This is a genomic window from Thermococcus sp. 9N3, from assembly GCF_012027685.1.
Taxonomy (GTDB): Archaea; Methanobacteriota_B; Thermococci; order Thermococcales; family Thermococcaceae; genus Thermococcus; species Thermococcus nautili.
Window position 1 is genome coordinate 440,144 of the sequence record NZ_SNUV01000002.1, and the last position, 22,236, is coordinate 462,379.

Here is a 22,236-nt window from a genome sequence, read left to right on the forward strand (position 1 = left end):
GAAAGGAGAAATCAAATTCCAAGCTCTTTCCTCTTCTTCATGATGTGCTCGTACATCAGCTTTGCTGCCTTGTACGGGTCTGGCTCCACTATGAAGGCCGCTCCAACGATGTCGTAGAGATCCTGCGTAAGAATCTTCACGACCTTGGGCCCGCCGAGAACCGGCGGAACGACGCCAAGGTGAGTTGTTATTCCGCTGGCGACGAAGTAGGTTCCTATTGAGACCGCCTTCTCGGTCATTGCCTCAGGTGCCGAACCAACGACCGGCAGTGCCGAGATGGGCACATTGAGGTCCCTCGCTATGAGGTCGGCCAGGACGAGCATTCTCGTACAGTCAACGCACGAGCCCATGTTGAGCGCCGGGGGAATGCCCCACTCCTTGGCGAACTCCCTCAGGCCGGGCCCGACGTTCTCTGTGTCTGCGTACTCGGGCAGGAAGATGCCGTACTTCATCGCCGCGGTGGCCCAGCAACCTGTTCCAATGAGGAGGACGTCCCTCTTCATGAGCTCGTTGGCTATCTTTATGTGGTTGTGGTCCTGCTTCACCTTCGGGTTGTTACAGCCGACGAGGCCGGCGACGCCCTTTATCTTGCCCTCAACGATGGCTTCCTCGATGGGCTTGAGGGAGCCTCCAAAGTGCTCGAGTATGGCCTCGACGCTGAAGCCGACGTAGCCCGACATCTTTTCCTTCGGTATCTCGACCCTCTGCTTCGACCTGTTCGGGAAGTTCTCGACTGCAGTCCTGACGATTTCCTTCGCTATCTCGTCGGCCCTCCTCTCGTCGAACTTGATGTGAATTGCCCCTGGGAACGTCGCTATCGGGCTCGTGTCTATTATCTTGGTGTGGAAGCACCTCGCGACGTCGACCGTTGCGGGCATTATACACTGCACGTCAACGACCATGGCCTCGACGGCACCTGTAACGATGGCCATCTCCTGCTGGAGGAAGTTGCCCGCTATCGGAATTCCGTGCCTCATGAGGACCTCAAGGCCGGTACAGCACATTCCGACGACGTTTATGCCCTTGGCTCCAAGCTTCTGGGCGAGCTCTATCAGCTCGGGGTCCTGGGCCGCCTCGACTATCTTCTCCGAGAGAACCGGCTCGTGGCCGTGGACGACTATGTTGACGTAGTCCTCCTTCAGGACGCCGAGGTTGGCCTCGGCCTTTATGACCTTCGGTGTGCCGAAGAGGACGTCCTGGAGTTCAGTTGCTATGAGCGAGCCACCCCAGGCGTCGCCGAGGGCCGTCTTGAGTCCGTGGAGGAGTATGCTCACCGGGTCGTGGTCTGTTCCGATGTGTGTCCTGTGGAGGCTCTCAACTATCTCCCTGTCTATGCTCCTCGGGAGGACGCCCTTCTCAAACCACGGCATCCCGGCCTTTTCGGCGGCTTTTTCAAGCATCTCGTAGGTCTTCGGGTTGAGGTATGCCTTGAGAAATTCCAACGGTTCCTCGTCCTGCTTTCCGAAGTCCCTGAGAGCTACCTCTGCTACCTCCTTGGCGAGCTCCCTTATGCTCTTGCCCTCGGTTTCGATTCCGAGCCTCTTCGCAACCGCCTTGAGCTTCTCGGGGTCTCTGACCTGGTAGGGCAGGGTGTTCGAGACCATGTTGTCGAGCTCAAGGACGGGCTTTCCTTCCTTCTTGAACTTCTCGGCCATCTCGGCCGCGACGAGGAGCGTTAAAGCAACATGCCTCCCGTGGTCGCTGTGTGCAGCTGCACCGGCCGCTATCATTCTAAGGAGGTTTCTGGCAACGATTGTATCGGCGTCGGCACCGCAGACGCCTCTCTTGGGCTCTCCGCCGAAGGGATTAATCCTACACGGTCCCATCATACAGTTCCTACAGCAGATTCCAAGCAGACCGTAACCGCACTGGGGTTGCTGTTTCTCGAGCCTCTCCCAGACGGTTTCAATGCCCAGCTCTTGGGCGCGTTCGTACATCTTCTGGGTGGTGGGGTCTATCGATACTTCCTTATACTTCTTCATTTCGACTCCCCCTCATTAATCCGAATAACCTCGGCCTGAAAAGACCTAAACAGGTCCCAACCGTTGTATTCCTCCCCGTATTCGCCCTCTTTCAGCTTGATTATCTTCTCGGCGGTCTCCTTCCTGACCTTTGAGACCACCTCGTCTATGGTTCCGAACATAAGTGCGCCGGTCTTACAGGCCTCAACACAGGCTGGGGGCCTTCCTTCGGCTCTTCTGTCGGGGCACATGTCGCACTTGAACATCACGCCGTTGAGGGCGTCGAACTCCGGGATACCGAAGGGACAGACTATCGCACACATCTTGCAACCGATGCACTTGTCCACATCGACGAGAACGGCGCCATCTTCGTCCTTGAAAATCGCCCCGGTCGGGCAGACCTCCATACAGGGTGCGTTTTCACAGTGCCGGCAGTTCATGGGAACGTTGTATGCTCCCATGGGGAGAACGTGTATCCTCGGCTTCGGTAGCGGATTCTCGAATATCGCTGAGAACAGGTCCTTGCTCTGTGAGTGCTCCACTGCACACGCTATTTCACAGTGCCGGCAGCCTATGCACTTTGCTGGGTTTATGAAAATTGTAGGCTTTGAATCAGGTGGCATAGGAATCACCGAAGCTTATGTAACAAATTTGTATATAAATGGGTTTCCATTTCAACTTAAAACCGTGAATTTGTAATTCAAATTGTTACACTTTAGTTCCATATCTTTGTGTAATGAGATTTGGTTCTTATGACTGAATAGTCATACGGATAAGTTATCCTAAGGTTTGAAACTTTTAGTTATGCACCTTTGAACAGAAATGTTCGTATGAACAATTAGATACAATATTATCCAATTATGTTCCCTACAGTCCACAATTCTGCCCATTCTAATAGTTTTAAATTCGAACCTAAAAGCATTTATACGTTGGGTTTTTCAAATTTTTTGGTGTTGCTTATGGGAAAGCCCCTCAAATCGGTTGAAGACGAAAGACGAAAAAAGCTATTTCAGATAGCTGAAGAGTTGCGAGAACGAACCAAAAAGCAGGCCCCGGAAGAGGGGTTCAGAGTTGTAATCACCGGCAAGGGGGGTGTGGGTAAGACTACAATGACCGCCCTTCTCGCAAGACTACTCGCACGCGACGGCTATCGCGTTTTAGCAGTTGATGAGGACCCTCAGATGAACCTTGCACACGCACTCGGTGTTCCCAAGGAAATCAGGGATAAAATAGTTCCTCTCAACAAGAACCTTGACTACATCGAGGAAAAAACTGGGGCGCGACCCGGAACTAACTGGGGGCTGTACTTCTCGTTGACCCCAGATGTACGGGACGTGGTTGATAGGTTCGGTGTTGTTGGGCCCGATGGAGTCATGCTCCTCGTCATGGGAAGCGTTGTTCAGGCCGCCGCCGGCTGTCTCTGTCCTGAAAACGCTCTCCTTGATGCGGTTGTTAAGTACATCAACCTGAGGAAAGGTGAGATAATTCTCATGGATACTCAGGCGGGTCTTGAACACTTTGGAAGGGCTTTGGCCAAGGGCTTCAAGCAGGCCGTTGTTCTCACAGAGCCAACTTACAACTCCGTTCAGGTGGCGGTTGATGCCGCAAAGCTCGCGAGACAGCTCGGCATTAAGTATGTCCACCTCGTGATAAACAAAGTAAAGAAGGAAAGTCAGATTGAGAAGGTCGAGAGGATACTCGACGAGCTTGGATTCAACGATTTCACGACAAAAACGATAATCCCGTACGATGAGCTCGTGGAAGAGTACGACCCGGAAATTGAGGCCATACTCGGGAATCCGGAGTCTCCAACTTACATAAAAGCCCTCGAGCTGAAGGAGATACTGTTGAAGTACGCCGAGTGAATATTGCACAATTCTGACCAATCTTACCCTTTTTGGGACAAAGGTTTTTAAGTTCACCGAACTATTCTCGTCGGTGGTGTAAGATGACGATTAAGGCTCCGACCCTCAACATAGGCGGTCTGGGCGCTGACCCGCTCACGGAGAGGATAAAGGAGAAGCAGAAGAAGTGGAAGTACAAGATAGCGGTTCTCAGCGGTAAGGGTGGCGTTGGAAAGAGCACCGTCGCGGTGAACCTCGCGGCCGCGCTTGCGAAGAAGGGCTACTACGTCGGCCTGCTCGACGCGGACATACACGGGCCGAACGTTGCAAAGATGCTCGGCGTTGACAAGGCCGACGTTCTGGCGGAGAGGCTGGAAGACGGTCGCTTCGAGATGCTCCCGCCGATGGCCGACTTCATGGGTCAGATAACGCCCATCAAGGTCATGAGCATGGGCTTCCTCGTTCCGGAGGACCAGCCGATAATCTGGCGCGGCGCCCTCGTCACCAAGGCCATCAAACAACTCCTCGGCGACGTCAAGTGGGGCGAGCTCGACTTCATGATAATCGACTTCCCGCCCGGAACCGGTGACGAAATCCTCACCGTCGTTCAGAACGTCCAGCTCGACGCCGCCGTCATCGTCACGACCCCCCAGGAGGTTGCCCTTCTCGACACCGGCAAGGCCGTCAACATGATGAAGAAGATGGAGGTTCCCTACATAGCCGTCGTTGAGAACATGAGCTACCTCATCTGCCCGCACTGCGGAAACGAGATTGACCTCTTCGGCAAGGGTGGAGGCAGGAAGCTCGCCGAGAAGGAGGGCGTTGACTTCCTCGGTGAGGTTCCGATAGACCTCAAGGCGAGGGAGGCAAGCGATGCCGGCATTCCAATAGTCCTCTATGGAGATACCCCCGCCGCTAGGGCCTTCATGGAGCTCGCCGATAAGCTCGTGAAGAAGCTCGAGGAGCTCAAGGGAGAGGAGAGCAAAGAGAAAACCGAGTGATTTTTAACTCCTTCTACTCATTCTTTCCCGGGCGCGGCTCAGGCCGGCGGGAGCCGCTGCGATGGGGCCGCGCTGGACCAGGCTACGTTAAGCTTTTTAACCCCTTCCCCTACCTATCCCGGGGAGAGGATGAGAAGGGCTTTGGCTTTGATTTTGCTCCTCCTGCTCGTTTCACCGCTCGTTTCGGCCGGTGGGGTTAGCTATTATCCGGATAAAGAAAGCTTCGAGCACTTTTTGCACTCCAGCACCACTTATCGCGTCGTTCCGGGCAGGGATTACTGGGCAAAGGGCTGGGCCCGCTACGTTGACGCCAAACTCGGTGAAGTCCTTGAGCACGGGAACGGCACGCTCGTTCTCGTCGGAAACGTCTACGAGAACCCTGAGATGAAGAGGCTTTGGAACCTGACGGGTCTTCCCGAGAGTGCCTCGCTTTCTCCCATGGTAATCGTCGTCAACAACACCCTCTTCGTCACCGGAAGCGAGGACAACATTTACCTCACCCACGACGCCTTCTCGGAGATTTGGGTTCCCTCCCGAAGTGCCCTCGGTGTCTTTGCGATTCTGGCGTTTGTTATGGTTCTCCTGTTTGGATTGAGTTTAAGGAAGGACCGGAGCTACTCCGCTAGGTTCTTCCTTCTCGGTGCGTCCCTCATCTTCGTCTGGTTCACCCTATCGGAAACGCCCGTTCTGCCAAGCAACTTCCTTGAGTTCTTCTCACGGGCCCTGTCCGTTTCCGCGGGTGCAGTTCCATCCTCCCCGTTACTGGCCCTCGTTGGGCACCTCCTCTCCATAGTTTCCCCCACGGACGAGAACCTTTGGCTGGCCCACTGGCTTTTCCTTCTAACCCTGGCTGGACTCTTCTTCTACGTCGCCCCCAGGCGTGAGAGGGCGCTCGGCTTCATAGCCTTCGGGCTCGTTTTCTCGGCACCGCTCTTCCGCTCCCAGGTTGCTACGGTTGGAACTGCCCTGCCCGGACTCGTTTTGACGTTACTCTCGATTGCGATAGCCACAAACTCCTCTTTCGTCCCCGGTTCGCGGAGAACCCTGGAGATACTGGCCCTGGCCGGCGCCACGCTCCTCGCGTCCATCTTCAACCCGTACCTTCTGCTCTTCCCTCTGTTCTTCGCCCTGACGTACCCCGGCAGGAAGCTCAGGAACTCCTCCTACCTCGTCCTCGTGTGGGCAGGCTTCTGGGCCCTGTGCAGGGTTTACGGCTTCGACTGGCTGTCGAAGTGGACGAGCTTTCAGCCCCATCCCGGCTTCGTCGAGAACTTCATCCTTCAGTCCCTCCTTGGGCTCGTCATAGTGGTCTACGCCCTGTTAACAGGGCTGAGAAGAATAAGGTGGAGGGGCCCGACGGCCTTCATAACCCTGTCGACGCTGGCGTTCCTTCTGATTGCCCCCTTCGTGGGCGGTTTCTTCCCCTACGCGCTGACCCTCGTTTCGATACTTGCCGTCAGGCTCGTTCATTCGGTCATTCAAACTTGATTGCGCCGAAGACGGCTCCCTTAAGGTGCGGGCCGATTGCCTTGATGATTCCAGGGGCCTGGGTTCCCTTCTTGAGGACGAGTAGGGTTTCCATTAGGCCGAGCTCCTCCATTCTCTTGACGTCCCTGCCGTGGCCCGTCTTGATGAGTGCCTCCTCGACCTTCTCGCTTATCGTCCCCGTTATGAAGAGCTTGTCGTAGCCGTCGCTCAGCCACTCCTTAATCCTCTTCAGCTGGGCGTCGCTGAAGGCTAACTCCACTTCCCTGGCTCCAAACTCGACGTCCGTCACCTCGACCTCGACGGGCAGGTTGTCCACCCAGCCGAACTCCCGAATCATCTGCCTTACCGGCATGTCCCCGAAGGTTTTCTTGAGGTAGTAGAGCGGAATCAGCGCGTCCTTGGGCTTCGGTTTGAAGATTCCAATGTCAACGTAGGCGCCGTAGCCGACTTTGCCGAGGTCTATGAAGCGTCCCTTGTAGGTCTTTCCGACTTCGACGTTCTTGAGGCTGTAGGGAACCTCGCCGAACTCTTCTCTAACGAGGTTCGCGCTGATTTCCTCGTCCTCACCGCTGAGGCTGACCTTGACCCAGTTCTTGGTCGTTGCTGAGAGCTTCCACTCGACCTCCAAATCCCCCAGAAGGGAGCGGAGCTTCCTGTGGAGCTTGTCAAAACCACTCCTGTCCCCGTAAACCTTCTCAAGAATAACCACTTCTTCCATCTTCACCATCCCCGAAGTTCATTAAGAGCCCATTCCGTTTATTTAACCGCTCTTTTTCTTCCTCGGCTTCTTCCTCAGGCCGAGCTCGATTTCGAGTTCCTCTATGCGCTTCTTGAGCTCCTCAACAATTCGACTGTTGTCGTACTGCATGAGCATCTTACCGCATATCGGGCACTGGAACTCGTACTCCATCGCCTCGTCGAAGGTTAGCCTCGGATGGCCCTCCTCGCCACACCAGTAGTAAATCTCGCTGGTCTCTTCCTCGAGCATCTCCTTGAGCCTCTTCAGCTCGGCCATCTTTCGGGCCTTTATTATCTCGGGCAGTCTCTTGGTCTCAAGGCGCCAGTAGTAGTAATACCACCCGGTCTCAGGGTCGCGGATTCTCTTGAAGTCCGCCAGACCCTGGTCGTTGAGCTGGTAGAGAATCCTCCTGACGGTATTAACCCTGATTCCAGTCTTCTCGGCAAGCTCTTCATCGGTCGCCTCTTTCATCTTCTCGAGGGCTTTGACTACCTCAACGGCCTCCTCACCGCCTATGTCCATTGCGATTTCGATGAGCTCCTTGTTCTTCCGTCTTGCCACTGGGACGACCTCCACACGATTTGATTAACGGTCACCTAAACGGATAGACCCCAATAGAAATATTGGGTGCGGGGATATATATAAGTTTCCTGTCAAAACGACAACTATAATGAACAGAAAAGGACGTTAGTCGTTGAAGTACTCGTTGAGGAGTTCCTTCGCGGACGGCTTGTAGAGTTCGAGAACCTCAATATCCTCGATGACGTTTCCCTCACGGAGCTTGAGCTTCACCTTACCCCCGTAAACCTGAAGGTCGTCGAGCATGCCGTAGATGGCGTCTTCCGCCTCAAGGGGGCTCTTGAACTTCATTATGTACTCCTCTCCCTCGGGAAGGATGAGCTTGACCCAGTACTCGTTCTTCCTCTTGAAGGGCCTTGTTATCTTTGGCTTGAAGTTGTCAATCACTATTTCCAAAGGGCTCACCTCCGCTCTTCCGGCTCCCTAACCTTTTTTGAAACCCGAATTTTTAAGGTTTTCCAACTCGAGAACTTTCGTTACCAAGGCAAATCGAGGCCTAGCTCCTTTGACAGTTTGATGACTTCATCGAGCGGAACTATCGCGCTCCTCGCGCCTACCTTCTGGACGGTGAGATACGCCAGGAGCATGCCGAGCTTTGCCGAATCCCTGAGCGACCATCCCTTCAGGATTCCGTAGATTACGCCCGCGTCGAAGGAGTCTCCAGCCCCAGTGCTGTCAACAACCTTCGCGCTCAGCCCGCGAACCTCAAAGGTTTCATCCCCCTCGCGAACTATCGCCCCGCCACCGTTGAGCGTTATTATTAAATTTTTCGCGTTGCTGAGGGAAGTGTCGAGCGAGCCGTACTTCCTCCTGTACTCGTCCTCGTTCATGAGGAGGTAGTCAACCATGCCCTCCACTTCCCTTGGTAGAGTGGCCTCTCCGATGTCTACCGAAATCGGAATTCCGCTGGCGTTGGCGAAGCGGACTGCTTCCTCGATGAGCTCTGGGGGATTTGAGGAGAGGTGCAGGAATCTGGCTTTCTTTGCGTACTCGGGCTTGAACTTCCTGAGCGAGTTGGCTCCAAGGTGCTTGACTATCCTCTTGTCGTCGCCGTGAACCATCGCAACGGCCACTCCCGATGGGACATCAACGACGTCTATTCCCGAGGTGTCGACGCCGAGCCTTTCGAAGTACTTCAGGTGGGCTTCTCCTATCTCGTCCCTTCCAACAGTCCCGATGAAGCCGGTCTTCAGGCCGAACGTTGCGAGCCAGCTTATCGTGTTCCCTGCCGCACCGCCGAGGCCGAAGTGGGCCTCCCTGGAGACGACCTTCTCGTGAAACTCGGGAAAGCGGTCGAGCAGGAAGATTATGTCGTAGTTGAGGTTTCCCATGCCGATTACGTCGAGCATTCCACCACCTCCAGAGTTCCGAATACGACGTTTGAAGTTATAACCTTTGTCCGGGGAAAGATTTAAATATCCATTTCTACCCAGGTATGAGTAAGAGGTGAACAAAGATGATGCTCATACTTGAGGCCTACTTCAAGAACTATCCCGCCAGGAGGAAGGTCGCCGAGTTCCTCTTCGAGAACGGCCTGAGCGTGCGGAACGGTAAAATCTACCTCAAGAACGTTGAGGTCCCGATAAGCGAGCTCGCCAGGGCAATAGGCGTCAACAGGAAGATAATCTACCACACAATCGAGTACATCGAGAAGACCTACCCGCTAAAGCTCATCTTCGAGCGTCTCAACCCACTCCCCAGCTTGATAGACGTCGCCCCGCTCATGGGCTGGGAAGTGCTCGAGATTGACGTTGAAAAGGGGGACTACCAGGGGGCCTTTGCCGAAGTTATGCGGATTCTCGCGGAGAGCAACGTCCCGGTTATGGAAGTCTTCGGCAGGAACCTGAGGGAGGAAACGAGCAAGATATTCATCGTCATCGACGGAACGCTTCCTGTCGAGACCTTCGCGAGAATAAAGGACATCCACGGCTTCCAGAGGCTCATACTCCACACGCCGGAGAAGGAGAAGGAAAAGCTGGTCTGCAACTACTGTGAGGTCAAGTACTGCCCCAAGAGGGTTCTCCTTGAGGCAATCAACCAACGACCTTGAAGCCCTCCAGCCCCTCCGGTTCTTCCCATTTAACCTCGACGCGCGTTACCCTGGCGAGTGGCGGCCCCTGGTGGGCCCAGCCTATCAGCGCCTCGACCCTCTCTTCCTCGCCCTCGACGACTGCCTCAACGCTACCGTCCGGCAGGTTTCTGACCCAGCCGGAAACCCCGAGCTTCTTCGCTTCCCTCTGCATGCTCCAGCGGAAGCCGACCCCCTGAACGCGCCCGTATATCCTAAGGTGCGCCCTAACCTTCCTCATACACCATCCCGTTTCGATTTCTCCACAAGGGATTTAAGCTTTACTTGCCCTACTCTCCTTGGGGTGCCCTATGGAGGCGATATTCGTTTACACGACCTTCCCGGACTGGGAGAGCGCCAGGAAAGTCGTCAGAGAACTCCTTGAGAGGAAGCTCATAGTCTGCGCCAACATGAGGGAGCACGAGGCGATGTACTGGTGGGAAGGAAAAATAGAGGAGGGCAAAGAGATTGGAGTGCTCCTAAAGACCGAGGTGAGCCGGTGGAAGGCTTTGAGGGACGCGCTGAGGGAGCTCCACCCCTACGAGGTCCCGCTGATAGCGAGAATTGACCTCGACAAGCTCAACAGGGAGTACTCGGAGTGGATGGCGAGGGTGCTGTTCGGATGATTCGCAAGGTGAAGCCCGAGATAAGGGTCGTTGGCTTCGACGACGGGACGTTCTCCTTTTCTTCCAAGCTCGAAAGAAGAAAGACGGTTCTCTTCGGGGTCGTCATGAAGGGCTCAAGAGAGGTCGTCGGCGCGGTATCGAGGTGGATAACCGTCGACGGAACCGACGCCACCGAGAAGCTGATTGATGCCGTAAACCGGTCCCGCTTCAAGGATTTGAGAGTAATCCTCCTCAAGGGGATAACCTACGGGGGCTTCAACGTCGTTGACCTCGAAAGACTTCACCGCGAGACTGGCCTTCCGGTGATAGTGGTCGTGAGGAAGAGGCCCGATTTAAACGCCATGGAGCTCGCGCTTAAGAAGCACTTCCCGGACTGGAAGGAACGGGTTGAACTCCTGAGGAAGGCTCCCCCGCTCTTCGAGATGATTCCCAGAAAGCTCTACGTCCAGGCACTCGGCGTTTCTCCCGATGTGGCATTCGAGGTCGTCAGGGTAACCACGAAGACCGGCCTGATTCCGGAACCACTCCGCCTGGCGCACATAATGGCGAGCGCCTTCATGACAGGAGAAAGCACGAAGGAGTAGCTTTATAAGGCCGGAAAAATAGGGAAGGACAGCCGATGATGGCAACAGGGTAGCTACCGAGTTGATGAGGAAGCCGTTCCAGTCTGAGGCTATTCGCACGGGACGAGGAGGACAGGGAGTTTCGAGTCCCGCATGACTCTCTCCGCCGTGCTACCGAGTATCAAATCCTTGAGAATGCTCCTGCCCTTCTTACCGATGACTATGAGCGTTGCATTTTTCGCCAGTGCCGTCCCTATTATCGCCTGGCTGGCGGTTCCGACCATGACCTCAAGCTCGAAGTCGGCTTTGACCCCCTTGGCCGTCTTCTCGAGGTTCGCCTTCGCCACCTCAATGTTGTGCTCCAGCTCGTCGACCTTGCCGTAGTCAACCGAGTGCAGAAGTATTTCCCGCTCTATGAGCTCCTCGAACTTCCGGACGGTCTTGACTATCTTGATTGAGCACTTTGAGAAGTCTACTGCAACCAGAGGCTTCTTGAAGAGCTCGGAGCAGTCAACGGCCAGCTCGTAGGAGTCGTCCTTCTTGACGTACTTGAGCAGGAGGACCGGCCTCTTGGTGGCCCTCGCGAGGTTTGAGGCGGTGCTCCCCATGAACATCTGCCTCCATATGTTCTCGCCGACGCTCGGAGTCACGACGAGGTCAACCCCGGCTTCCTCGCTCGCCTCCGCTATCTCGAGCGATGGGATTCCCACCCTCACGTCGGCCTTGGCGTTGATTCCCCTCTCTCGCATCTCCTCGGCGAGCTTCTCAAGCTTCTCGCGGTAGATTTCTTCAAGCTCGAACGCCTCAAGCTCCGCAACGGTTATGTCGATGACGTGGAGGAGGTGGAGCTCCTTGGCACCGAGCTCGAAGAGTTTGGGGATGCAGTGCCTGAGGGCGTGGAGCGATACGTCTGAGAAGTCGGTCGGGTAGAGGATTCTCTCGAACATTTTGGTTCACCCAAGTATAATTCTGTTCGTCAATGTTTATTATCGTTGCGATGGGCCCTTTGGAAAGTGTTATAACGTTCAGGTCCAAGTTTGAGCGGTGATTGCCATGGTCAAAAGGGTGCACCTCTTCGACTGGCATAAGGAGCACGCCAAGAAAATCGAGGAGTTCGCGGGCTGGGAGATGCCAATCTGGTACTCGAGCATAAAGGATGAACACCTCGCCGTCAGGAACGCGGTCGGCGTTTTTGACACCTCCCACATGGGCGAGATAGTCTTCCGCGGGAAGGATGCCCTCAAGTTCCTCCAGTACGTCACGACCAACGACATAAGCAAGCCCCCCGCCATAAGCGGAACCTACACGCTCGTCCTCAACGAGAGGGGAGCCATTAAAGACGAGACCCTCGTCTTCAACATGGGGAACGACGAGTACCTGATGATATGCGACAGCGACGCTTTCGAGAAGCTCTACGCATGGTTCACATACCTCAAGGGTACGGTTGAGCAGTTTACCAAGCTCGACCTTGAGATTGAGCTCAAAACGTACGACATAGCCATGTTCGCCGTCCAGGGACCAAAGGCGAGGGATTTAGCGAAGGACCTCTTTGGCATAGACATCAACGAGATGTGGTGGTTCCAGGCCAGGTGGGTCGAGCTCGACGGAATAAAGATGCTCCTCTCAAGGAGCGGTTACACCGGCGAGAACGGCTTCGAGGTCTACATCGAAGATGCGAACCCCTACCACCCCGACCCGGAGAAGAGGGGTAAACCGGAGAAGGCCCTTCACGTCTGGGAGAGAATCCTTGAGGAGGGCGAGAAGTACGGCATAAGGCCGGCCGGACTCGGAGCAAGGGACACGCTCAGGCTTGAGGCCGGCTACACGCTCTACGGCAACGAGACGAAAGAGTTACAGCTCCTCAGCACGGACATCGACGAAGTCACCCCGCTCCAGGCCAACCTCGACTTCGCGATATTCTGGGACAAGGAGTTCATAGGTAAAGACGCCCTCCTCAAGCAGAAGGAGCGCGGTTTGGGAAGGAAGCTCGTTCACTTCAAGATGGTCGACAGGGGAATCCCGAGGGAGGGCTACAGGGTTCTGGCCAACGGCGAGGTCATTGGTGAGGTCACGAGCGGAACGCTCTCGCCGCTCCTCGGCATAGGAATTGGAATAGCCTTCGTGAAGGAGGAGTACGCCAAACCCGGCCTCGAAATCGAGGTGGAAATCAGGGGCAAGCCCAAGAAGGCCGTAACAGTTGCACCGCCGTTCTACGACCCCAAGAAGTACGGCCTCTTCAGGGAGGAGTGATTCTTTCCTTTTTCTCCAAACCCTTATTAGGTAACGGTACTGTTACCTGGTCCTGGGGGCAGAACCAAATTTTATTAGGGGACTAAAATCGCTGAATTTATATTCCCCAAATAATGAGTTAATGCCATGTCCAAAAAACACGCCGTCGGTGCCGTTCTCCTCTGGTCAACGGTTGCAAGTGCTTTCAAGCTCTCGCTCCGCTACATGAGCCCTCTCCAGCTCCTCTTCTGGGCCTTTCTGACGTCGCTCGTTCTCTACGGTGCCCTCTACTTCCGGAGCTTCAGGCCCTCCAGAGAAAACCTGCGCTCCGCTTACCTTGGCCTCGTACTCCTCCTCTACTACACCGTCCTCTTCTCGGCCTACGACCTTCTTCCCGCCCAGGAGGCGCAGGCGCTCAACTACACCTGGCCCCTGGCGCTCGTTCTGCTTTCCGGCCCCCTGCTTAAGAGAAAACTTGCCCTGAAGACATTATTTGGCCTCTTTCTTGGCTTTCTCGGTGCCCTTATTGTTGCAACCAGGGGCAACGTCCTATCCCTCGGCTTCTCGAATCCAATCGGGGATGCCCTCGGTCTCGGGAGCGCCCTAATCTGGGCCGCCTACTGGCTCCTGAACGTTCGGGACGGCAGGAGGCTTGAGGAGAAGATGTTCTGGAACTTCGCCTTTGCTCTCTTCTACGCCTCCCTGCTGATGCCCTTCGCGGGCTTTTCACCCCCTCCCCTGAAGGGCATTGCCGGCGCGGTTTACGTCGGCCTGTTCGAGATGGGCGTTACTTACCTCCTCTGGTACCGCGCGGTTGAGAGCGATGTTGCCTTTGCCTCGAACCTGGCTTACTTAGTGCCGTTTCTTAGTCTGCTCTTCATCTCCCTCATCCTCGGTGAGAGGATAGAACCGACAACCGTTCTGGGCTTGATTCTGATAGTGGTGGGAATCCTCCTTGGACGGGAGGAGTAGGCGCTTAACTGGCTTTATCTTTCGCTATCAGTCGGGGACGTTTGAACGAGTGAGAACGGCCTGAAGCTTTTAACGGCCTTTAAGAAAGGCTGGCGAAGAAGCTTTTGGAAAAAGCTTCACCAAAGAAACTTTGCCTTCGCAAAGTTTCATCAAAGTTTGTGATTCCTCTAACAGGGTGTTTTGAGGGGTTTGCACTTTTAACGGCTTTTGTAGATTGTGAATTCCCTAATTTTGGAAGCTCTCTCGTGCGGGTTTACCTTTTCTCGCGCTCCAAAGGGGCGCTTTTAGAGAAAACCCCCTCTTGAGGGCCTTTTAAAGGGAGTTTTCTCAAGAAAATAGCCGTTTAAAAGCGCAAACCTCTTAGAATTTATTTTGAATGAAGAATCACGAACCTTGGTCAAACTCTGCGGGACTGTCGTCCCTTGCGTCGAGCAGAGCTCGACGTCGCGCAGGCGAGCAAGCTTTAAGAAAGCTTGACCAAAAAAGTGCCCTATCTCGCCAACGGGCAAAAAGACAGTTGTGCACTAATTAAGGCGCGATTTTAAAACGAGTTTAACTTCAAAGATACCTTGAGGATTAGTTTCAACTTAGTTTTGGCGTCCGAAGGACGCCGTTTGGAGAGTGAAACACTCAACAAAGGGCAAGTTAATAAGAAACTCCACTTTACAATTGTTAAATCTTAGAACATGCACTCGCTCTTCCGCCAGCGCTGAAGCTTTTGGAAAAAGCTTCACCAAAAGTTAGTAGCTCCTCGTCAAATACCCCCATAAAATCGATTTTACTCACGAAATCGCGCTTTTCAAAGGAGAACACAAAAACAGCGCCCTATATGGTGTTTGCTCTCTTCTTGACGCCCTTCGGGCGTCGATTTTAAAAGCAAACCTCTACAAAAGGAGCAATTTAAAAAGTCCTCACACTCCAAACTGCCAACTGAGGAGAAAAATCACTCGAAATATAGCATTCCAGACGGAGCTACGGACCTTGGTCAAACTTCGCGCAGGCGAAGTTTGCAATGGTGGGGGCGCGGGGATTTGAACCCCGGTCCGCGGGTTTCTCCGGGTCAGAGCTCCAAAGGCTCATCCCCAATCAGCAAACCCGCAAGTCCTCATACCTCTGGAGCCCGCGATGATGGACCAGGCTACACCACGCCCCCGTCCGTCTCAACCTTAGCGATGGGAGGTTTATAAACTTTGCTCCCGGAAGTTTTATTAACCTTGACACACAAAAATCTACCGAGGTGGTGGTGATGGAGGAGCCGATAGTCATCGGAAAGGACAAGTTCAGGATTGGGGAGGACGAGACCGCTAGGAGGGAGCTCAGGGTTGTCAAAGTCCACGACGACGTTATACAGCTCCAGGAGGAGGTTCACGGTATCATAGCCCTCGTCGGCGCGAGCTCGAGCGTCAACATCAAGAAGGACGAGCTCAAGAACCTCATCAAGGTCGTCAAGGAGCAGTTTGGCTGGACAGACATCTGCGAGTGACCTTTCTCCTTTTAGGCCCCCCGTATCATTTATGGTGATATTAACGTTTTATAAGCATAAAACTCCCTATTCTCGTCGGGTGGTTGCCATGGCCGTTGGAGAAAAGATAACGATTAGCGTAATCAAGGCCGACATAGGTGGCTGGCCGGGGCACTCCAGGGTGCACCCGCAGCTGATAGAAACCGCGGAGGAAGTCCTTGCCAAGGCCAAGGAGGAAGGGACGATAATCGACTTCTACGTGGCCTACGCGGGCGATGACCTTCAGCTCATCATGACCCACAAGAAGGGCGTTGACAGCCCCGACGTTCACGGGCTCGCCTGGAAGGCCTTCGAGGAGGCAACCAAGGTCGCCAAGGAGCTCGGACTCTACGGCGCCGGACAGGACCTTCTCAAGGACGCCTTCAGCGGAAACGTCCGCGGAATGGGCCCGGGCGTTGCCGAGATGGAGATAACGCTGAGGAAGAGCGAGCCGATAGTGACCTTCCACATGGACAAGACCGAGCCTGGCGCGTTTAACCTGCCGATATTCAGGATGTTCGCCGACCCGTTCAACACCGCTGGCCTCGTCATTGACCCCAAGATGCACATGGGCTTCCGCTTCGAGGTCTGGGACATCCTCAAGCACAAGAGGGTAATCCTCAACACCCCTGAGGAGGTCTACGACCTTCTCGCCCTCATCGGTGCCAAGAGCCGCTACGTCATCAAGCGCGTTTACCCGAAGGAGGGCCACCCGATTCCGAAGGACGAGCCGGTAGCTGTTGTCAGCACCGAGAAGCTCTACGAGATTGCTGGAGAATACGTCGGTAAGGACGACCCGGTCGCTATAGTCAGGGCCCAGAGCGGACTTCCCGCCCTTGGCGAGGTCCTCGAGCCCTTCGCCTTCCCGCACCTCGTGAGCGGATGGATGAGGGGAAGCCACAACGGCCCGATAATGCCCGTTCCGATGAACTACGCCAACCCGACCAGGTTCGACGGCCCGCCGAGGGTTGTCGCGCTCGGCTGGCAGATAAGCCCCGAAGGAAAGCTCGTCGGCCCGGTTGACCTCTTCGACGACCCTGCCTATGACTACGCTCGCCAGAAGGCCCTTGAGATTACCGAGTACATGCGCAGGCACGGCCCGTTCGAACCCCACAGGCTCCCGCTCGAGGACATGGAGTACACCACCCTGCCGGGCGTGCTGAAGAGGCTTGAGGAGCGCTTCGAGGACATCGAGTGATTCCTCCCTTTTCTATTAACATTTCCGTTTAACTTTTCTCGATTGGGTTAGTTCTTATGTTTTTGGAAAACCTTATTAACTTTTGGCGAGACCTAACACTTAGAGTGATACAAAGGGGTGGTGGCCGTGAAGTTCACTGTCATACATATAAAGCTCAACGAGAACAAAGTTGAAAGCGAGGAAATCGAGAAAGATGGCATTTACGGCGTCATAGATTACGGTCTTGAGCTCCACGAGACCCTTGAGACTCATAGCATTGACCCGTACGACCCGAGGAACGTCGTTATAATGGGCATGGGTCCCTTCGCCGGCTCGGTTCTTCCTGGAGCACACAGGCTCATGTTCTTCTTCCGCTCACCCCTCTACGGCACGCTGTTCCCCTCGGCGATGGGCGGTGCCGCCTACGCCTTCAAGAACGTCGGCGTTGACTTCGTGACCTTCGAGGGCAAGGCCGAGAAGCCCGTCGTGGTTCTCCTCTACAACGACGGCGAGAACGTTAGGGTCGAGCTCCACGAGATTGAGCTTGAAAAGGTCATCGAGATATGGAGGGGCTACAAGGGCGAGGAGGGTGTCTATGCCCTCACCCAGTACCTAATAGACACGTTCGGGGGGCGCTTTGACTTCGAGTACCGCATAGCTGTCGTCGGTCCTTCTGCCCTCAACACCAACTACGGCGCTATATTCTCCCAGGCATTGAGGAAGGGCCAGCGCCTCGTCGGTAGCGAGGACTGGGCCGCTAGAGGTGGCTCTGGAAGCGTTCTGCTCAGGGCGCACAACGTCATAGGAATAATCTTCGGCGGAAAGCCGAGGAAGAGGAAATTCCCGGGCGAGGACATCTCGAACTTCAGGACGGCGAAGGGGATAGTTGAGGGCGTGCACAAAAAGCCCTACAACGAGATTATTGCTGAGAAAACCACCAAGTACCGCTTCAACCCCAAGCTCAACACCGGCGGAACCTTCGGCGGAAACTATCCGGCTGAGGGAGACTTCGTTCCGATACTCAACTGGCAGATGCCTTACATTCCGAAGGAGGAGCGCATAAAAATCCACGAGAACATAATGAAGCACTACTGGGAGCCCTTCAACGAGGAAGCAATAAAGCCCAAGAACTGGACGACCTGTGGCGAGCCCTGTCCTGTGGTCTGTAAGAAGTACCGCAACGGCCACCACGTCGAGTACGAGCCCTACGAGGCCAACGGTCCGCTCAGCGGAAGCATAAGCCTCCGCGCCAGCGACATAAGCGTGAAAGCCGTTGACTCCATGGGCTTCGACGCGATAGAGTTCGGAGGAACCGCCGCGTGGGTTCTTGAGCTTATCCACCGCGGGCTCCTCAAGCCGGAGGAGGTTGGCCTAAGTGGCAAGCCAGAGTTCACGAAGGAAGCTTTAATCGAGCGTCCTGTCGAGGCGAGCGAAATCAACGCCAGGCTCGTTGCTGAACTGGCCCACCGCGTAGCCTTCGGCGAGAACGAGATAGCGAGAATAATCGGTCTCGGCAAGAGGAAGGCGAGCGTAATCTTCGACGAGCGCTTCAAGGACAGGCTCAAGTACGGCGAGAGCTTCAAGGACTACGCGGTCTTCACTCCACTCGGCGAGGACGGCGAGATGACGCCCACGATGTACTGGGCGATAGGCAACTACATACCGCTCCCGATTCAGGGTCGCTACTGGACCTTCTACCAGTTCGGCGTCTTCCTTGAGCCCGAGGAGCTCGCCCAAAAGATAATCGCCTCGGCCCTCTGGGAGTTCTGGTACGACAACGTCGGCTGGTGCCGCTTCCACAGGGGCTGGATGAAGCCGGTCTTGAAGGCGCTCTTCATGGACGCCTACGGCCAGAACATCGACATGGAGGAGCACGCGAAGAGACAGCTCAAGAGGCTCATCGAGTACGCAAGAAAAGCTGGCTACACCCCGGTCTTCTGGGACAGCATGCGCGTCATAGACCTCGTTTCGGCTGGCAGTGAGGAGTTTGGAAACGAAAAGTGGGCCGAGAAGTTCAAGGCCGACAAGGTCGGCACTGCGAAGGAGTACCTGAGCAAAGTCCTGGAAGCCTACAGCGAGATTCTTGGGGTTGAGTGGAGGCTCTGACGACACCCTTTTATATTCCCCCTCTCTTCTCTTCCCGGTGGTAGAATGAGGGCTGTGGTAATAGGCTCAGGCATCGGCGGACTTTTAACCGCTTCATTTCTCGCCAAGAACGGATATGAGGTTACCGTTCTCGAAAAGTCCCCGAGAATCGGCGGCAGGTTCGCGAACCTTCCGTACAGGGGCTTCGGCCTCTCCACCGGTGCCTTCCACATGCTCCCCCACGGCGAGGACGGGCCTCTAGCCCATCTCCTGAAACTGCTCGGTGCGAAAGTCCAGATAGTCAACTCCAACCCGAAGGGCATGATTTTCTACGAAGGTAGAACCTTCCACTACCGCGAGGGCTGGAAGTACTTAAGCTTCACCGAGAAGGCCAAAGCGACGAAGTTGCTTCTCGATGTAAAGAGAAACAAACTCCCAGAGGGAGAAGAGGCCGAGATGAGTGGGCGCGAGTGGATTCGGGAAAAGATAGGCGACAACGAGTTCGTTGACCTCTTCATCAAGAGCTTCCTCGGCTGGGCCGACAGCGTCTTGGACGTTCCCGCGGGAGAGCTGGCGAGGGAAATTAAAGCGGCACTTAAGTGGGGCGGACCCGGACTTATCAAGGGCGGTTGCAGTGCAGTAACCGATGAACTCGCGGGAATCGTCGAGCGGAACGGGGGCAGAGTGCTCACGAGAAAGCGGGTCGTTGAAGTTGATGTTGAGGAAAAGAAGGTCATCACCGCCGAAGGCGAGGAGTTTCCCTACGACGTCCTCATCTCAAACGCAGGAATCAAAGAAACTGTTGAGTTGATAGGCCGTGACAGTTTTGACCGCGATTACCTGAAGCGCGTTGATTCGCTGAAGCCGAGCGAGGGCATTAAATACAACGTGGCTTTGAAGGGGAAGCCGAGGATAGGCAACACCGTCATGTTTACCCTTGACACAGAGAGGATAAACGGCTACAACGAGCCCTCCTCGCTCAGCCCGGAGCTGGCTAAAGAGGGCTACACCCTGATAATGCTCCACCACGCTTTGCAGAGTAAAAACGTCAAGGCCGAGCGGAGGAAGGGCATCGAGGACGTTTACAAAATCTTCCCGAACCTCGATAGCGAGGGCGAAATCCTTCTGATACAGACATACCTTGACGGAAACCCAGTGAACAGGGTTGCCAGCGGTCAGGTCGTGGAGGACTTTCCTATAAAAGATGTCTACGTCGTCGGCGACGCCTACAAGCCCCCCGGCGGGATAGAGGTCGAGGGGATAGCGCTGGGCGTGATGAGGACGCTTGAGAGGCTCGGTCTCGGAAGCTTTTCGGAATGGTATTTGTGAAGGAAAGTCCTTCCACGATTTTTCTTTACGTTTGCAAAGTAAGTTTCCCGCCCGCCGAACCTTTTTCAAATGAACACCGTTGGGGCCTAACGAACGTTTTTATGCCCAGGCACAGAATCCTTCATCCCAGGAGGTGATGCTCATGAAGAGAGTCGTCATAGCCCTTGGCGGTAACGCAATCCTCCAGCGAGGTCAGAAGGGAACCTACGAGGAGCAGATGGAGAACGTGAGAAAAACCGCCAGACAGATAGCGGATATAATAGAGAAGGGCTACGAGGTCGTTATAACACACGGAAACGGCCCGCAGGTCGGTGCTCTGCTCCTCCACATGGACGCGGGCCAGCAGGTTTACGGCATACCGGCACAGCCGATGGACGTGGCTGGCGCGATGACGCAGGGGCAGATTGGCTACATGATACAGCAGGCCCTAATCAACGAGCTCCGCGCGCGCGGTATAGACAGGCCAGTCGCGACGATAGTGACCCAGACGCTTGTGGATAAAAACGACCCTGCCTTCCAGAACCCGAGCAAGCCCGTCGGGCCCTTCTACGACGAGGAAACGGCAAAGAAGCTCGCGAAGGAGAAGGGCTGGGTTGTCGTTGAGGACGCTGGAAGGGGCTGGAGAAGGGTGGTGCCGAGCCCTGACCCCAAGGGGCACGTCGAGGCCCCCGTAATTCAGGACCTGGTGGAGAAGGGCTTCATAGTCATCGCGAGCGGCGGCGGTGGCGTCCCAGTTGTGGAGGAGGACGGAAGGCTGAAGGGCGTCGAGGCGGTCATAGACAAGGATTTGGCCGGGGAGAAGCTGGCGGAGGAAGTCAAGGCTGATATCTTCATGATTCTCACCGACGTCAACGGCGCCGCGATTAACTTCGGGAAGCCGAACGAGAAGTGGCTTGAGAGGGTTACCGTCGGGGAGCTGAGGAAGTACTACGAGGAAGGCCACTTCAAGAAGGGAAGCATGGGGCCGAAGGTTTTAGCCGTTATCAGGTTCGTCGAGTGGGGCGGCGAGAGGGGAATCATAGCCTCGCTCGATAGGGCCGTCGAGGCTCTCGAGGGGAAGACCGGAACCCAGGTTGTAAAGGGCTGAACCAAAGCCTATAAATACCTCTCCATCTTTTTCTATTGGGTGATTGCATGACGGATGCCGCAGGCGCCGCGAGCGGGTTCTTCGGCTCGCTTATATGGTGGTTGTTCTTCCTGTACCTGCTCCTCTGGCCTCAGATGCAGTACAGGAGCCTTCAAATGGCCAGAGCAAAGATACTTCAGCAACTCTCTCGCAAGAGGGGCTCGACGGTAATAACGATGATTCACAGGCAGGAGAGCATAGGGCTCTTCGGCATACCCTTCTACCGCTTCATCAGCATGGAAGACAGTGAGGAAATCCTCAGGGCTATCAGAATGGCCCCCAAGGACAAGCCCATTGACCTGATAATCCACACTCCAGGGGGACTCGTCCTCGCGGCGACCCAGATAGCCAAGGCCCTTAAGGACCACCCTGCCGAGACTCGCGTGATAGTCCCGCACTATGCCATGAGCGGTGGAACGCTTATAGCCCTCGCGGCGGACAAGATAATAATGGACCCGCACGCGGTTCTCGGTCCGGTTGACCCACAGCTCGGCCAGTATCCGGGACCGAGCATAGTCAGGGCCGTCGAGAAGAAGGGCGTTGAGAAGGTGGACGACCAGACGCTAATCCTTGCCGACGTGGCTGAAAAGGCCATAAAGCAGGTTCGTGACTTCGTCTACAACCTCCTCAAGGACAGGTACGGCGAGGAGAAGGCCAGGGAGCTGGCACAGACACTCACCGAGGGCAGGTGGACGCACGACTACCCGATTACCTACGAGCACGCCAAGGAGCTCGGCCTCCACGTGAGCACCGACGTTCCTGAGGAAGTTTACGCCCTCATGGAGCTCTACAAGCAACCGATGAGGCAGAGGGGAACGGTGGAGTTCATGCCATATCCCCAGAAGGCCGAGAACTCGAAGTGAGTTACTTCCCTTTTACTCCTTTTCGATTTCGGCCAAAAAGTTTTTATTGGGTCTTGCATTTTTCAGTCCAGATGTTTGGAGTGAA

The 22,236-nt window shown here is 55.2% G+C and carries 22 protein-coding genes and 1 tRNA gene; 14 read left to right on the forward strand and 9 right to left on the reverse strand.

All coding sequences use genetic code 11. From position 1 onward, the window contains the following. Positions 1-11: 11 nt before the first annotated feature. Positions 12-1,982, reverse strand: a complete 1,971-nt coding sequence (cooS, locus tag E3E30_RS09345) for an anaerobic carbon-monoxide dehydrogenase catalytic subunit (protein ID WP_167729335.1) — start codon at positions 1,980-1,982, stop codon at positions 12-14. Beyond that, positions 1,979-2,584, reverse strand: a complete 606-nt coding sequence (locus tag E3E30_RS09350; RefSeq protein ID WP_206205149.1) for a 4Fe-4S dicluster domain-containing protein — start codon at positions 2,582-2,584, stop codon at positions 1,979-1,981. The genes cooS and E3E30_RS09350 overlap by 4 nt, the downstream gene beginning before the upstream one ends. 336 nt (positions 2,585-2,920) lie before the next feature. Here E3E30_RS09350 and E3E30_RS09355 point away from each other — a divergent pair, with 336 nt between their 5' ends. The 3 genes from E3E30_RS09355 to E3E30_RS09365 all read left to right on the forward strand — a co-directional run bounded on the left by E3E30_RS09355 (position 2,921) and on the right by E3E30_RS09365 (position 6,294). Beyond that, the gene (locus E3E30_RS09355) at positions 2,921-3,826 is read left to right on the forward strand and encodes an AAA family ATPase (RefSeq protein WP_167729411.1); all 906 of its coding nucleotides are present in this window, start codon (positions 2,921-2,923) and stop codon (positions 3,824-3,826) included. An 83-nt stretch (positions 3,827-3,909) separates the two neighbouring features. Then, positions 3,910-4,806 carry an Mrp/NBP35 family ATP-binding protein gene (locus E3E30_RS09360; RefSeq protein ID WP_167729337.1) on the forward strand — a complete coding sequence of 299 codons (897 nt, stop codon included), beginning with the start codon at positions 3,910-3,912 and terminating at the stop codon, positions 4,804-4,806. Between the two features lie 129 nt (positions 4,807-4,935). Further along, entirely contained in the window at positions 4,936-6,294 is a 1,359-nt protein-coding gene (locus tag E3E30_RS09365; RefSeq protein WP_167729338.1) for a hypothetical protein, read from the forward strand. On the opposite strand, the gene E3E30_RS09370 is transcribed toward E3E30_RS09365, so the two are convergent. The 4 genes from E3E30_RS09370 to E3E30_RS09385 form a co-directional block, all read right to left on the reverse strand. Next, on the reverse strand, positions 6,281-7,012 hold the full coding sequence (locus tag E3E30_RS09370) for a DUF2110 family protein (RefSeq protein WP_167729412.1): 732 nt from the start codon (positions 7,010-7,012) through the stop codon (positions 6,281-6,283). The genes E3E30_RS09365 and E3E30_RS09370 overlap by 14 nt on opposite strands. 42 nt (positions 7,013-7,054) lie before the next feature. Next, complete coding sequence (gene tfe, locus E3E30_RS09375; protein ID WP_042692355.1) at positions 7,055-7,594, reverse strand: transcription factor E; 540 nt, start codon at positions 7,592-7,594, stop codon at positions 7,055-7,057. Between the two features lie 126 nt (positions 7,595-7,720). Beyond that, positions 7,721-8,008, reverse strand: a complete 288-nt coding sequence (locus tag E3E30_RS09380) for a hypothetical protein (protein WP_042692357.1) — start codon at positions 8,006-8,008, stop codon at positions 7,721-7,723. An 80-nt stretch (positions 8,009-8,088) separates the two neighbouring features. Continuing rightward, a complete protein-coding gene (locus tag E3E30_RS09385) occupies positions 8,089-8,961 on the reverse strand; it encodes an ADP-dependent ribose-1-phosphate kinase (protein ID WP_167729339.1) in 873 nt (290 codons plus the stop codon). A gap of 107 nt (positions 8,962-9,068) precedes the next feature. On the opposite strand from E3E30_RS09385, the gene E3E30_RS09390 reads away from it, so the two are divergent. Continuing rightward, positions 9,069-9,662, forward strand: a complete 594-nt coding sequence (locus E3E30_RS09390) for a regulator of amino acid metabolism, contains ACT domain protein (protein WP_042692362.1) — start codon at positions 9,069-9,071, stop codon at positions 9,660-9,662. On the opposite strand, the gene E3E30_RS09395 is transcribed toward E3E30_RS09390, so the two are convergent. Then, on the reverse strand, positions 9,646-9,921 hold the full coding sequence (locus E3E30_RS09395; protein WP_042692365.1) for an acylphosphatase: 276 nt from the start codon (positions 9,919-9,921) through the stop codon (positions 9,646-9,648). The two genes, E3E30_RS09390 and E3E30_RS09395, sit on opposite strands and share 17 nt — an antisense overlap. Before the next feature lie 70 nt (positions 9,922-9,991). On the opposite strand from E3E30_RS09395, the gene cutA reads away from it, so the two are divergent. Further along, positions 9,992-10,306, forward strand: coding sequence for a divalent-cation tolerance protein CutA (gene cutA / locus E3E30_RS09400; RefSeq protein ID WP_042692367.1), 315 nt, complete (start codon positions 9,992-9,994; stop codon positions 10,304-10,306). Then, a complete protein-coding gene (locus tag E3E30_RS09405) occupies positions 10,303-10,890 on the forward strand; it encodes a DUF99 family protein (protein ID WP_167729340.1) in 588 nt (195 codons plus the stop codon). Before cutA ends, E3E30_RS09405 begins: the two co-directional genes overlap by 4 nt. Before the next feature lie 89 nt (positions 10,891-10,979). Here the strand turns inward: E3E30_RS09405 and E3E30_RS09410 are convergent, their stop codons facing one another. After that, the gene (locus E3E30_RS09410; protein WP_167729341.1) at positions 10,980-11,816 is read right to left on the reverse strand and encodes a universal stress protein; all 837 of its coding nucleotides are present in this window, start codon (positions 11,814-11,816) and stop codon (positions 10,980-10,982) included. 106 nt (positions 11,817-11,922) lie between these two features. Here E3E30_RS09410 and gcvT point away from each other — a divergent pair, with 106 nt between their 5' ends. Together gcvT and E3E30_RS09420 are read left to right on the forward strand one after the other, a co-directional pair. Beyond that, entirely contained in the window at positions 11,923-13,119 is a 1,197-nt protein-coding gene (gene gcvT, locus E3E30_RS09415; RefSeq protein ID WP_167729413.1) for a glycine cleavage system aminomethyltransferase GcvT, read from the forward strand. Positions 13,120-13,245: 126 nt separating this feature from the next. Further along, positions 13,246-14,070, forward strand: coding sequence for a DMT family transporter (locus tag E3E30_RS09420; RefSeq protein WP_167729342.1), 825 nt, complete (start codon positions 13,246-13,248; stop codon positions 14,068-14,070). A 1,013-nt stretch (positions 14,071-15,083) separates the two neighbouring features. Here E3E30_RS09420 and E3E30_RS09425 read toward each other — a convergent pair. Further along, positions 15,084-15,223: transfer RNA gene (locus E3E30_RS09425), tRNA-Trp, on the reverse strand. A gap of 93 nt (positions 15,224-15,316) precedes the next feature. Here E3E30_RS09425 and E3E30_RS09430 point away from each other — a divergent pair. The 6 genes from E3E30_RS09430 to E3E30_RS09455 all read left to right on the forward strand — a co-directional run bounded on the left by E3E30_RS09430 (position 15,317) and on the right by E3E30_RS09455 (position 22,151). Further along, positions 15,317-15,553, forward strand: coding sequence for a hypothetical protein (locus E3E30_RS09430; protein ID WP_042692379.1), 237 nt, complete (start codon positions 15,317-15,319; stop codon positions 15,551-15,553). 88 nt (positions 15,554-15,641) lie between these two features. Then, positions 15,642-16,769 carry a fructose-1,6-bisphosphate aldolase/phosphatase gene (gene fbp, locus E3E30_RS09435; protein WP_042692382.1) on the forward strand — a complete coding sequence of 376 codons (1,128 nt, stop codon included), beginning with the start codon at positions 15,642-15,644 and terminating at the stop codon, positions 16,767-16,769. Between the two features lie 126 nt (positions 16,770-16,895). Further along, the gene (gene gor, locus E3E30_RS09440; RefSeq protein WP_167729414.1) at positions 16,896-18,854 is read left to right on the forward strand and encodes a glyceraldehyde-3-phosphate:ferredoxin oxidoreductase; all 1,959 of its coding nucleotides are present in this window, start codon (positions 16,896-16,898) and stop codon (positions 18,852-18,854) included. A 45-nt stretch (positions 18,855-18,899) separates the two neighbouring features. Next, positions 18,900-20,162 carry an NAD(P)/FAD-dependent oxidoreductase gene (locus tag E3E30_RS09445; protein ID WP_167729343.1) on the forward strand — a complete coding sequence of 421 codons (1,263 nt, stop codon included), beginning with the start codon at positions 18,900-18,902 and terminating at the stop codon, positions 20,160-20,162. Positions 20,163-20,304: 142 nt separating this feature from the next. Beyond that, the gene (gene arcC / locus E3E30_RS09450) at positions 20,305-21,249 is read left to right on the forward strand and encodes a carbamate kinase (RefSeq protein WP_042692391.1); all 945 of its coding nucleotides are present in this window, start codon (positions 20,305-20,307) and stop codon (positions 21,247-21,249) included. Between the two features lie 47 nt (positions 21,250-21,296). Further along, a complete protein-coding gene (locus E3E30_RS09455; RefSeq protein ID WP_167729344.1) occupies positions 21,297-22,151 on the forward strand; it encodes an ATP-dependent Clp protease proteolytic subunit in 855 nt (284 codons plus the stop codon). Positions 22,152-22,236 lie beyond the last annotated feature (85 nt).

What these genes read in the sequence shown, in the direction of transcription:
- E3E30_RS09385 (WP_167729339.1), bottom strand. Translation starts at nt 8,961, where the DNA reads ATGCTCGACGTAATCGGCATGGGAAACCTCAACTACGACATAATCTTC.
- E3E30_RS09350 (WP_206205149.1), bottom strand. Translation starts at nt 2,584, where the DNA reads ATGCCACCTGATTCAAAGCCTACAATTTTCATAAACCCAGCAAAGTGC.
- E3E30_RS09360 (WP_167729337.1), top strand. Translation starts at nt 3,910, where the DNA reads ATGACGATTAAGGCTCCGACCCTCAACATAGGCGGTCTGGGCGCTGAC.
- arcC (WP_042692391.1), top strand. Translation starts at nt 20,305, where the DNA reads ATGAAGAGAGTCGTCATAGCCCTTGGCGGTAACGCAATCCTCCAGCGA.
- E3E30_RS09370 (WP_167729412.1), bottom strand. Translation starts at nt 7,012, where the DNA reads ATGGAAGAAGTGGTTATTCTTGAGAAGGTTTACGGGGACAGGAGTGGT.
- E3E30_RS09445 (WP_167729343.1), top strand. Translation starts at nt 18,900, where the DNA reads ATGAGGGCTGTGGTAATAGGCTCAGGCATCGGCGGACTTTTAACCGCT.
- cooS (WP_167729335.1), bottom strand. Translation starts at nt 1,982, where the DNA reads ATGAAGAAGTATAAGGAAGTATCGATAGACCCCACCACCCAGAAGATG.
- E3E30_RS09395 (WP_042692365.1), bottom strand. Translation starts at nt 9,921, where the DNA reads ATGAGGAAGGTTAGGGCGCACCTTAGGATATACGGGCGCGTTCAGGGG.
- cutA (WP_042692367.1), top strand. Translation starts at nt 9,992, where the DNA reads ATGGAGGCGATATTCGTTTACACGACCTTCCCGGACTGGGAGAGCGCC.
- E3E30_RS09430 (WP_042692379.1), top strand. Translation starts at nt 15,317, where the DNA reads ATGGAGGAGCCGATAGTCATCGGAAAGGACAAGTTCAGGATTGGGGAG.
- E3E30_RS09355 (WP_167729411.1), top strand. Translation starts at nt 2,921, where the DNA reads ATGGGAAAGCCCCTCAAATCGGTTGAAGACGAAAGACGAAAAAAGCTA.
- E3E30_RS09405 (WP_167729340.1), top strand. Translation starts at nt 10,303, where the DNA reads ATGATTCGCAAGGTGAAGCCCGAGATAAGGGTCGTTGGCTTCGACGAC.
- E3E30_RS09410 (WP_167729341.1), bottom strand. Translation starts at nt 11,816, where the DNA reads ATGTTCGAGAGAATCCTCTACCCGACCGACTTCTCAGACGTATCGCTC.
- E3E30_RS09365 (WP_167729338.1), top strand. Translation starts at nt 4,936, where the DNA reads ATGAGAAGGGCTTTGGCTTTGATTTTGCTCCTCCTGCTCGTTTCACCG.
- E3E30_RS09390 (WP_042692362.1), top strand. Translation starts at nt 9,069, where the DNA reads ATGATGCTCATACTTGAGGCCTACTTCAAGAACTATCCCGCCAGGAGG.
- fbp (WP_042692382.1), top strand. Translation starts at nt 15,642, where the DNA reads ATGGCCGTTGGAGAAAAGATAACGATTAGCGTAATCAAGGCCGACATA.
- E3E30_RS09420 (WP_167729342.1), top strand. Translation starts at nt 13,246, where the DNA reads ATGTCCAAAAAACACGCCGTCGGTGCCGTTCTCCTCTGGTCAACGGTT.
- E3E30_RS09455 (WP_167729344.1), top strand. Translation starts at nt 21,297, where the DNA reads ATGACGGATGCCGCAGGCGCCGCGAGCGGGTTCTTCGGCTCGCTTATA.
- gcvT (WP_167729413.1), top strand. Translation starts at nt 11,923, where the DNA reads ATGGTCAAAAGGGTGCACCTCTTCGACTGGCATAAGGAGCACGCCAAG.